This window comes from Micromonospora echinofusca, assembly GCF_017614955.1.
Taxonomy (GTDB): domain Bacteria; phylum Actinomycetota; class Actinomycetes; order Mycobacteriales; family Micromonosporaceae; genus Micromonospora; species Micromonospora echinofusca_A.
This window is the reverse complement of the sequence record NZ_WVUH01000287.1, coordinates 1-9,541: the sequence shown is the minus strand read 5'-3', so window position 1 is coordinate 9,541 and position 9,541 is coordinate 1. Positions and strand designations below refer to the sequence as shown.

The following is a 9,541-nucleotide window of genomic DNA, read 5'->3' as shown; positions in this document are numbered from 1 at the left end:
GGGTGGCACCGGCGGGGAGGGTCGCCGACCGTCGCCGGACAGCACGATGGCCGGGCCCGCCGACCCGGCCATCGCACCATCCACCCCTCAGTAGGTCTCGGCGAGCTGCCCCCGCAGCTTCGTCAGCGCCCGCGCCAGCAGGCGGGACACGTGCATCTGGGAGACCCCGATCTGCTCGGCGATCTGGGACTGGGTCAGGTTGCCGTAGAAGCGCAGCGTGAGGATCTTCTGCTCCCGCTCGTCCAGGGTGGCGAGCGCCGGGCCGAGCGCGACCCGCAACTCGGCCAGCTCGAACTCGCCGTCCTCACCGCCGAGCATGTCGCCCAGCTCGGTGGCCCGCTCGCCGTCCCCGGTCGGGGTGGAGAGGGAGACGGCGTTGTACGCGCGGGCGCCCTCCAGACCCTCCAGCACCTCCTCCTCGGTGATCTTGAGGTGGGCGGCGATGTCGGCGACCGTCGGGGAGCGGCCGAGGGTCTGCAGCAGCGAGCTGTTCGCCTCGGAGATGCTGAGCCGCAGCTCCTGGAGGCGGCGGGGGACCCGGATGTCCCAGGTGCGGTCCCGGAAGTGCCGCTTGAGCTCGCCGATGATGGTCGGGATGGCGTAACCCGCGAAGTCGACGCCCCGACTGGGGTCGAACTTGTCGATGGCCTTGATCAGGCCGACGGCGGCGGTCTGCACCAGGTCGTCGGTGGGCTCGCCCCGCCCGCTGTAGCGGTGTGCCAGGTGGTTGGCCAGCGGCAGCCAGGCCTCGATGGCCTTGTCGCGCAGGGTGGCGCGGGACGGGTGGTTGGTGGGCAGCGCGGCCATGGCGAGCAGCAGATCGGTGGCGCTGTCGGTGAGCGCGTTCGGGTCGAGCCTGGTGACCGGGGCCGGCGTGACGGTCTGCTCGGTTGTCGCCGGGTTCTGCTCGGTAATCGTTGGCGCGGTCATGGGTGGTCCTCCCTGCACCTCGTCCGCGAACAAAAAGACGTGACGCTTCGGTTTATGTTCGATAGCCCGTTCAGGGCATCACCTTAACCTGATCGGGTTGAGGAAAGCTAGCCGAACGGCTGATGTGCAAAGAGAACTTTTGCTCGCAAATCGGGCAAAATCCAGTAAAGAATCTTGGAGAGTTGCTGCGCACGGGGGCATCCTCGTGATCCGAGTCACCGCCCGGTTGCGGGGCGTCGACCTCTTCCGCCACCCCCGGTCGTGGGTCGGTGGCGCCGGGTCACCGGTCCGACGGTGCCCGGTGGGCGTCCGGCCGACGCGAAGGCGCCCGACGGCCCGGACCGGTCGGCATCCGTGCGACCCGGACTCACCAGGTGCCGCCCCGGCGGGCGCGCAACGGACGGCCGTCCGGGTCGTACACCAGCCGGTAGACCGGTAGCGCCCAGAGCCGGTTCCACCACCGCAGCCGCTCCGGGCGGTGCGGTCGGAGCCGACCCGGTGGGCGGGGACCGCGCCGCCCGCCGTCGTACCACGCCTGCAACGTCCGCGCGGTCTCCTCCATCGCCCGGATCGCCTGCGCCGGGTCGAGCAGATCGACGTCCCCGCTGCCGTCCGCCGGCCGGTCCAGGTGCTCGCGCCACAGCCGCAGCCGCAGTTCGCGGGCGTAGCGTCGGGCCCCGTCCCCCAACCCGGCCGGATCCGTCGGCGGGCGACCGTCCCGGGTGTCGTCGAGCACGGTGCAGGAGAGTTCGCTGTCGTGGGTCCAGGACCGCCGGTTGAAGTTGTCGCTGCCGACGCTCGCCCAGACGTCGTCGACGACGCAGACCTTGGCGTGCACGTAGACCGGGTCACCCGCGTGGTTCTCCACGTCGAAGACGTGCACCCGGTCGCCGGCCGCCTCCTGGCACACCTGCAACGCCTGCTCCCGGCCCACCATGTTCGGTGGCAGGGCCAGCCGGCCGTCCACATCCGGGTACCGGGGGACCACGGCGACCAGGTGCAGGTCCGGATTGTCCCGCAACGCGTCGGCGAAGAGCCGGGCCACCTCGGTGGACCAGAGGTACTGGTCCTCCAGGTAGATCAGCCGCCGGGCCCGGCGGATCGCCTTGGTGTACCCCCGGGCCACGGTCCGCTCACCGTCGGGGGCGAACGGATAGTGGGGGCGGACGGCGGGGTACGTGCGTAGCACCTGGACGTGGTGTGGACCGCACGGCGGCGGGTCGGGTGGCTGCGGGGGCAGCGGATCGGCCCGGAGGTCCGATCCGCGTAACCGGTCCCGCAGGTAGGCCAGCGGATTCTCCGAGTCCAGTGGCGTGGGATCGGTCCAGCGTTCCCGGAAGGTCCGGTCCAGGGCGCCCACCACCGGTCCGCGCAGGGCCAGTTGCACGTCGTGCCAGGGCGGGCGGTCGCCGTACCGGGGGGACATCCGTACCGCCTGCGGGTCGCCGGTGTGTTCGGCGTCGTCCCGGCGGCTGTGGCACAGGTCGATCCCGCCGGCGAAGGCGATGTCCCGTTCCGGTTGCCGGGGATGCCGCAGCACCACCAGCTTCTGGTGGTGCGACCCGCCCCGCCGGACCCGTTGGTCCAGCAGCACCTCGCCGCCGGCCGCCGAGATCGACTCGGCAAGGTTGCGGTTCTCCGTCTCGCTGTACTGCAGCAGGTCCAGGTGTGAGCGCCAGATCAGGCCCTTGACCACCACACCGCGCTGCGCGGCACGGCTGAACAACTCCGCGACGGTCGGACCGTCCGGCCGCATCAGCTGGTCGGGATCGCCCCGCCAGTCGGTGAAGAAGAGGTGGTCGCCCTCGGTGAGGGCCTCCACCTCGGCCACCAGGCGGTCGAAGTACGCGGCACCGTGAATTACCGGCTCGGCAAGGTTTCCGCTGGTCCAGACGGGTAACTCTGATGCCGGGTTGGCGCGTTCCGGTGCGGTGAGGAACCACTCACGGATCACCACGTCCAGCCCTCCGAGGTCGACGACGTCCTCACCGTAGGACCGCCCGACGAAGTCCGCACGCCGGTACGCACCCCCTGTGACGTGGTCGCCGGCGTTCACCCGGCCGGACCCCCGGCCCGGGTCACGACACCGAGGAGGCCCGCACATGCCTGTCGAGTCGACAGATCCCGAGGAGTACCGCGACCAGCCGGTGGTCGAGAGCGAGCGGGGCGCGCTGGTCGCCGTGCTGGTGATGGTGGTGCTCGGTCTGGCGGGGATCTTCGCCGTCTCGTGACGTGATCCCCATCCGGCTTCCGGCCGTCTGACGCGATCTTGCACCTCCGGACCGGCAGCCGGGCCGGAACCGGCCGGAAGTCAGCCGAAAGTGCAGGATCGCGTCGAGACGGGACGCGCGGGTCCGGGTCCGGACCCGCTCCGCGGTGGGGCGGGTCCGGACCCGGGCCGGATCAGAGCTGGGCGTCGCCGCCGTCGGTGTGCGGCACCCGGGCGGCGGGGACGACACCGAGCCGGCCGGCCTGGTAGTCGTCGAACGCCTGGATCAGCTCGTCGCGGGTGTTCATCACGAACGGACCGTAGTGCGCCACCGGCTCGCGGATGGGCTCGCCACCCATGATGTACAGATCCAGTGCCGGGGTGCGGCTCTCCTGCCGCTCGTCGGCCCGGACCCGCAGCGCGTCACCGGCACCGTGCACGGCGAGCTGCCCGGTGTGGATCGGCCGCTGGTCGACGCCGACCGTGCCGCGCCCGCCGAGCACGTACACCAGCGCGTTGAAGTCCGGCCGCCAGGGCAGGTCGACCTGGGCCCCGGGCTGCACCGTCACGTGGGTGATGGTGATCGGGGTGTGCGTCGAGCCCGGACCCTGGTGCCCGGCGACCTCGCCGGCGATGACCCGGATCAGGGCACCGCCGTCCGGCGTGGTGAGCAGGGCGGACTCCCGCCCCCGGATGTCCTGGTAGCGCGGGGTGGTCATCTTCAGCGCCCTGGGCAGGTTGACCCAGAGCTGGAGGCCGTGGAAGAGGCCACCGCTGACCACCAGGTGCTCCGGCGGGGCCTCGATGTGCAGCAGTCCGCTGCCGGCGGTCATCCACTGGGTGTCACCGTTGGTGATCGTCCCGCCGCCACCGTTCGAGTCCTGGTGGTCCATGATCCCGTCGATCATGTAGGTGACGGTCTCGAATCCTCGGTGCGGGTGCCACGGGGTGCCCTTCGGCTCACCCGGGGCGTAGTCGACCTCACCCATCTGGTCGAGGTGCAGGAACGGGTCCAGCTTGTGCGTCGGCACGCCGGCGAAGGCCCGACGGACCGGGAAACCCTCGCCCTCGTAGCCGCTGGGGGCGGTGGTGACCGTGGTGACCGGGCGGTAGGTGGTCGTCTCGTCCAGCCGGGGCAGGCGGGGCAGGACGAGCACGTTGTCGACGGTGATCGCGGGCATGGCGTACTCCTTAGCTTTTCGAGGGTGCGGACGACGCGTCCCGCAGGTCCCGGAGTTTTCGGCCGAGCCGGTCGAAGACCCGGGTGAGGCAGGCGACCTCGGCGTCGTCGAGGTCGTCCATCAGGTGGGCGCGGACCGAGCGCAGGTGGTGCGGCGCGGCTTCGTGCAGGGCGAGCAGTCCGGCCGCCGTCAGCACCGCCTCGCTGCCACGCCGGTCCTCCGGGCAGGACTCCCGGGAGACCAGGCCGCGCCGCTGCATCGAGGAGATCTGGTACGTCAGGCGGCTGGGCGAGAAGATCAGCCGGCTGGCCAGCTCACCCATCCGCAGACGTTGGCCGGGCACCTCGGAGAGCAGCACCAGCACGTGGTAGTCGGCGAAGCTCAGCTCGTTGCTGCCCCGTAGCTCGTCCTCGAGCTGGGTGAGCAGGAGCTGGCTCGACTCGATGTAGCTGCGCCAGCAGGCGAGTCGGATGGGGTCGAGGCTCTCGGTCACGATCTGAGAGTAGCTCTCTTTCAAATTTTAAGCAATGTGGCACCGGTCTCCCCACCACAGCAGCAAAAACGGGCTAGATACCTATCCTTCAAGCTTGAAATGACCGACCCTGGCGGCGTCCGGCCGGGGCCAGGGGTGAAATTGCGGGTGCGGACGGGCGGGGGACCGGCCAGACTGCCCCACCGTGGTACCTGTCGAGTTGATCCGGGCCGGACTGCTGCTGCGACCCTGGCGGGTCGAGGACGCGCCGGCCGTGCTCAGCGCCTCCGTGAGCCGGAGATCGCCCAGTGGAACCCGTCCCCCGGGGGCACCGACCTTCCCGGTGCCCTGGACTGGATCCGCCGTCGCGCCGACTGGTCGGACGGCGACCACGCGTCGTTCGCGGTGTGCCGGCCCGACGACGGCCTGCTGCTCGGCTCGGTGTCGCTGCACCGGATCCACGCCGGAGACGCCTCCATCGGGTACTGGACGGTACCGGCCGCCCGGGGGCAGGGGGTCGCCACCCGGGCCGTGCAGGAGGTCACCGCCTGGGCGTTCCCACAGTTCGGCCTGCACCGCATCGAGCTCTGCCACGCGGTGGCCAACGTCGCCTCCTGCCGGGTGGCCGAACGGGCCGGGTACCCGGCGGAGGGCACCCTGCGCCAGTCGTACCGGTACGGCGACGGCCGCCGGTACGACGAGCACCTGCACGCCCGGCTGGTCACCGACGTCTGAACGCACCGGGCACCCGCCGGGACGTGGTGTCCCGCCGGGTGCCGGACGTGCGTGGTGCGCGTCAGCGGTGGGCTGCCGCCTGGGGCAGGGTCAGCCGACCCATGATCTGCCGTGCCTCGTCCGAGAGGTCGGCGTCCACGGTCACCGCGTACCGGCTGGCCCGCAGTGAACTCGCCGAGGTGAAGTCCCGCTGCCCACCGGTCATCGCGTGGGCTATCGCGCCGAACACCGCACCCCAGATCGCCCCGATCACCAGGCCGACCAGGATCACCGCGATCCAGTTGCCGGCGGTGAAGATGCCGAAGAGCAGCCCGATGAACAGACCGAACCAGGCACCGGTACCGGCGCCGGCCAGGGCTGCGCGGCCGGTCGTCATCCGGCCCAGCACCGTCTCCACCAGGGTCAGGTCGGTACCCACGATGGCGGTGCTCTCCACCGGGAAGCGGTTGTCGGCCAGATGGTCCACGGCCCGCTGCGCCGACGGATAGTCCGGGTACGTGCCGATGGTGACCGACGGACGCCCCATCTGGGGGCCGTGGCCGTCGCCGCTGGGCGGGGCCGGCCGTCCCGCCGGCCCGGCCGGCAGGTTGCTGGCCCCGGGCATCCCCGGCTGCCAGGCGGCGGTCGATGTCGAGGGTCTGGTCATGGTCGCCTCCTTCGCCTCAGCCCGTCGCGTTCCCGGTCGGTGGCGGCGGTAACCCGGATGCGATCGGCGGTTGCCGACCCGGCGCGCGACGGATGCCGTCCTCGCGCGGGACGGTTGCCGCCCCCGGACGATTGCCGCCCCGGCACACCGGGTAGGCACCGGCATGCGGACCAAACCGGATGCCGGTCGGGGGACCGGACGGATCAGCGACCACGGTTTCCTCGCCGACGGTCGCAGCGCCGCCCTGGTGGACCGCGCCGGCACCGTGGACTGGTGGTGCCCGGCCCGCTTCGACGCCCCTGCGGTGTTCGGGCGGTTGCTCGACGCCGCCGCCGGGCACTGGACCATCCAGCCCGACGCGGACTTCCGTACCGAACGCGGCTATCTCGACGACACGCTCGTCCTGCGTACCGTCTTCCACACCGGGCAGGGTTCGGTGGCGGTGACCGACGCGCTGGCGCTGGAAACCGGCGCCCGGGGCCACGACGTCGGCCGGCGGTCGCCGGCCGTGCTGGTCCGGGTGGTCGAGGGACTGGCCGGGACGGTACCGGTGCGACTCTGCTACCGGCCCCGGTTCGGGTACGGCCGGGTCACCCCCTACCTCGACGGACAGGACGGGACGATCCGGGCCACCGGTGGTCCGGACACCCTGACCCTGCACAGCAGTGTCCCGTTGACCTGCGACGAGGGCGAGGCGGTGGGACGGTTCGTGCTCCGTGCGGGAGAGTCCGAACGGTTCGTCCTGGCCGCCTCCGGCACCTACGCCGGCTCCGGGTCGGTACCGCCCGACACCGGCACCGCCGTCGGCGCGGGGGCCGACGGGACCCTGGCCACCGCCGACGCGGCGCTGGCCAACGCGGTGGACGGCTGGCGGTCCTGGGCCCACCTGCACGAGTACCAGGGCCGCTACCCCGAGCAGGTACGGCGCAGCGCGCTGGTCGTCCAGGGCATGACGTACCAGCGCAGCGGTGCCGTGGTCGCCGCGGCCACCACCTCGTTGCCGGAGGAGCCGGGCGGGGACCGCAACTACGACTACCGCTTCGTCTGGCTGCGCGACTTCAGCCTCACCCTCCAGGCACTCTGGCGGGCGGCCTGCCCCGACGAGGCGGTCCGGCAGTTCGACTGGGTGGCCCGCGCGGTGGGGCGGGTCGGCGATGAGCCGGTCCCGATCATGTACGGCGTGGAGGGCGAGCGGGACCTGACCGAGCACCGGCTGGCGTGGTTGGCCGGGTACGCCGACAGTCGACCGGTCCTGGTCGGCAACGACGCGTGGCTGCAACGGCAGACCGACGTACTCGGCGAGATCCTCGACGCGGCCTGGCTGATGCGCTACTACCTGGACCCGATGCCGCCCTCCGTACGCCAGTTGCTGCGGACCCTCGCCGACCAGGCGGCCGGAGCCTGGCGACTGCCGGACGCTGGCATGTGGGAGGCCCGGGACGCGGAACGGCACTATGTCGCGTCCAAGGTGCAGTGCTGGACCGCGCTGGACCGCGCGGTACGGTTCGGCGCCCGGCTGGGGGACCCGGCCGACGTGGCCCGCTGGGCGGCGGAGCGGGACCGGGCCCGGGACACGATCCTGGAGCGGGCCTGGAACGCCCGCCTGGGCGCCTACGCGGGGGCCTTCGACTCCGACGAGTTGGACGCCTCGGTGCTGATCATGCCGTTGGTCGGCTTCCTGCCGGCCACCGATCCCCGGATGCGGTCCACCATGGACCTCGTCGAGCGCCGGTTGTCGCACGGCGGACTGCTCCGCCGCTGGTCCGGTGACCCGGCCGGCTTCGTGCTCTGCTCGTTCTGGCTGGTCGGCTGCCTCGCGCTCGCCGGCGAGACGGACCGCGCGAGCCGGCTGTTCGAGGGTCTGGCGGCCCGGACCAACGACCTGGGCCTGTTCGCCGAGCAGATCGACCCGGCCAGCGGGGAGCAACTGGGCAACTTTCCCCAGGCGTTCTCCCACATCGGCCTGATCATCGCCGCCGGGCAGCTCACCGACGCCGCCCGGAGCTGACCGCACGATCCGGCCCGTCCCGGTCACGGGGCGCCCGGATGACGCCAGCCCGTCCCGGCCACGGGACGTGCGGCCGGCAGCAGACCCGCCCGTACCACCCGGTGCGGGGGTACGCCCCGACCGGAGTCGGTGGGGGCGAAGGGGAGGAGACCACTGATGACCGCACGACTGGCGGGACGGACCGCCCTGATCACCGGCTCGGACTCGGGTATCGGGCAGGCGACCGCGATCGAGTTCGGCCGGGAGGGCGCCGATGTCGTGGTGCACTACCTGCACGACCACGACGGCGCGGAGCACACCCGGGAACAGATCGAGCAGGCCGGTCGGCGGGCGGTCGTCGTGCAGGGCGACATCACCGACGAGAACCAGGTCGACGCCATGTTCGACCGCGCGCTGGCCGAGTTCGGCAGGCTGGACATCCTGATGAACGACGCCGGGGTGGACGCCTCGGGTACGCCGGTGGTCGACCTGGACACCGAAACCTGGGACCGGGCGATCCGGACCAACGTCTACGGGGCGTTCTTCTGCTGCCGCCGGTTCGTCCGGCACCGCCGGGACCAGGGCGGCAAGGGGAAGATCATCAACATCACCTCGGTGCACCAGGAGGTGCCCCGGGCCGGGGGCAGCGACTACGACACCAGCAAGGGCGCGCTGCGGAACCTGACCAGGAGCCTCGCCCTGGAGGTGGCCCCGATGGGGATCAACGTCAACAACATCGCGCCGGGGATGGTCCTCACCCCGTTCAACCAGCAGGCCATCGACGACCCGCAGTACCTCGCGGAGCAGGTGCAGAGCATCCCGTGGAAGCGGGCCGCCGAGCCGGAGGAGATCGGCCGGCTGGCGGTCTTCCTGGCCAGCGACGACGCGGACTACGTGACCGGGTCGACGTACGTCATGGACGGCGGGCTGATGCAGAACCAGGGCCAGGGCGCCTGAGGTGTGAGGAAGGGCCCCTTCCTATACCGAATGCGATAAGAAGGGGCCCTTCCTTGCAACCGGTCAGGCGCAGGGGGTGCCGTTCAGGGTGAAGCCGGACGGTGCGGGGAGGGACGACCCGGTGTAGGTGCCCTGGAACCCGACATTGATCGTGCCGCCGCCCGGCACGGAGCCGTTCCAGCTCTCGTTGCTCACGGTGAGCTGCTGGCCGCTCTGGCTCCACCGGCCGTTCCAGCCGTTGCTGAGCTGCACCCCGGCGCCGGCCGTGAAGGACACCGTCCAGCCGTTGAGGGCGCCGCCCCGGTTGGTGACCCGGATCTCCGCGGTGAACCCGCCCGTCCAGGCGTTCGGCGTGTAGACCACCGTGCAGCCGGTACCCGGCGTGGTCGGCGACGTGGTGGGCGTGGGGGAGGCGGTCGGTGAC

10 protein-coding genes are annotated in these 9,541 nt (G+C 71.8%); 4 read left to right on the top strand and 6 right to left on the bottom strand.

The window, feature by feature from the left end; all coding sequences use genetic code 11:
• Window positions 1-87: 87 nt before the first annotated feature.
• The gene (locus tag GSF22_RS25570; RefSeq protein ID WP_208816285.1) at window positions 88-930 is read right to left on the bottom strand and encodes a SigB/SigF/SigG family RNA polymerase sigma factor; all 843 of its coding nucleotides are present in this window, start codon (window positions 928-930) and stop codon (window positions 88-90) included.
• A 367-nt stretch (window positions 931-1,297) separates the two neighbouring features.
• The gene (locus tag GSF22_RS25565) at window positions 1,298-2,887 is read right to left on the bottom strand and encodes a phospholipase D family protein (RefSeq protein WP_208816286.1); all 1,590 of its coding nucleotides are present in this window, start codon (window positions 2,885-2,887) and stop codon (window positions 1,298-1,300) included.
• Window positions 2,888-3,032: 145 nt separating this feature from the next.
• On the opposite strand from GSF22_RS25565, the gene GSF22_RS35515 reads away from it, so the two are divergent.
• Complete coding sequence (locus GSF22_RS35515) at window positions 3,033-3,161, top strand: hypothetical protein (protein ID WP_280116974.1); 129 nt, start codon at window positions 3,033-3,035, stop codon at window positions 3,159-3,161.
• A gap of 172 nt (window positions 3,162-3,333) precedes the next feature.
• Here the strand turns inward: GSF22_RS35515 and GSF22_RS25560 are convergent, their stop codons facing one another.
• Both GSF22_RS25560 and GSF22_RS25555 read right to left on the bottom strand, forming a co-directional pair.
• Window positions 3,334-4,320: a pirin family protein gene (locus GSF22_RS25560; protein ID WP_208816284.1), complete on the bottom strand. Its 987-nt coding sequence runs from the start codon at window positions 4,318-4,320 to the stop codon at window positions 3,334-3,336.
• A 10-nt stretch (window positions 4,321-4,330) separates the two neighbouring features.
• Entirely contained in the window at window positions 4,331-4,813 is a 483-nt protein-coding gene (locus tag GSF22_RS25555; protein ID WP_208816283.1) for a MarR family winged helix-turn-helix transcriptional regulator, read from the bottom strand.
• A 99-nt stretch (window positions 4,814-4,912) separates the two neighbouring features.
• Between GSF22_RS25555 and GSF22_RS25550 the strand changes: the two genes are divergently transcribed.
• Entirely contained in the window at window positions 4,913-5,527 is a 615-nt protein-coding gene (locus GSF22_RS25550; protein ID WP_244454109.1) for a GNAT family N-acetyltransferase, read from the top strand.
• 61 nt (window positions 5,528-5,588) lie between these two features.
• On the opposite strand, the gene GSF22_RS25545 is transcribed toward GSF22_RS25550, so the two are convergent.
• Window positions 5,589-6,173, bottom strand: coding sequence for a general stress protein (locus tag GSF22_RS25545; RefSeq protein WP_208816282.1), 585 nt, complete (start codon window positions 6,171-6,173; stop codon window positions 5,589-5,591).
• Window positions 6,174-6,336: 163 nt separating this feature from the next.
• On the opposite strand from GSF22_RS25545, the gene GSF22_RS25540 reads away from it, so the two are divergent.
• Both GSF22_RS25540 and GSF22_RS25535 read left to right on the top strand, forming a co-directional pair.
• The gene (locus tag GSF22_RS25540) at window positions 6,337-8,181 is read left to right on the top strand and encodes a glycoside hydrolase family 15 protein (protein WP_208816281.1); all 1,845 of its coding nucleotides are present in this window, start codon (window positions 6,337-6,339) and stop codon (window positions 8,179-8,181) included.
• Between the two features lie 156 nt (window positions 8,182-8,337).
• A complete protein-coding gene (locus GSF22_RS25535) occupies window positions 8,338-9,117 on the top strand; it encodes a glucose 1-dehydrogenase (protein WP_208816280.1) in 780 nt (259 codons plus the stop codon).
• 63 nt (window positions 9,118-9,180) lie between these two features.
• Here GSF22_RS25535 and GSF22_RS25530 read toward each other — a convergent pair.
• Window positions 9,181-9,541: cellulose binding domain-containing protein (locus GSF22_RS25530; RefSeq protein ID WP_208816279.1), on the bottom strand; the 361-nt coding region annotated here is incomplete at its 5' end.

Coding starts and splice junctions, on each gene's coding strand:
- GSF22_RS25570 (WP_208816285.1), bottom strand. CDS start 930: ATGACCGCGCCAACGATTACCGAGCAGAACCCGGCGACAACCGAGCAG.
- GSF22_RS35515 (WP_280116974.1), top strand. CDS start 3,033: ATGCCTGTCGAGTCGACAGATCCCGAGGAGTACCGCGACCAGCCGGTG.
- GSF22_RS25560 (WP_208816284.1), bottom strand. CDS start 4,320: ATGCCCGCGATCACCGTCGACAACGTGCTCGTCCTGCCCCGCCTGCCC.
- GSF22_RS25550 (WP_244454109.1), top strand. CDS start 4,913: ATGACCGACCCTGGCGGCGTCCGGCCGGGGCCAGGGGTGAAATTGCGG.
- GSF22_RS25545 (WP_208816282.1), bottom strand. CDS start 6,173: ATGACCAGACCCTCGACATCGACCGCCGCCTGGCAGCCGGGGATGCCC.
- GSF22_RS25540 (WP_208816281.1), top strand. CDS start 6,337: ATGCGGACCAAACCGGATGCCGGTCGGGGGACCGGACGGATCAGCGAC.
- GSF22_RS25535 (WP_208816280.1), top strand. CDS start 8,338: ATGACCGCACGACTGGCGGGACGGACCGCCCTGATCACCGGCTCGGAC.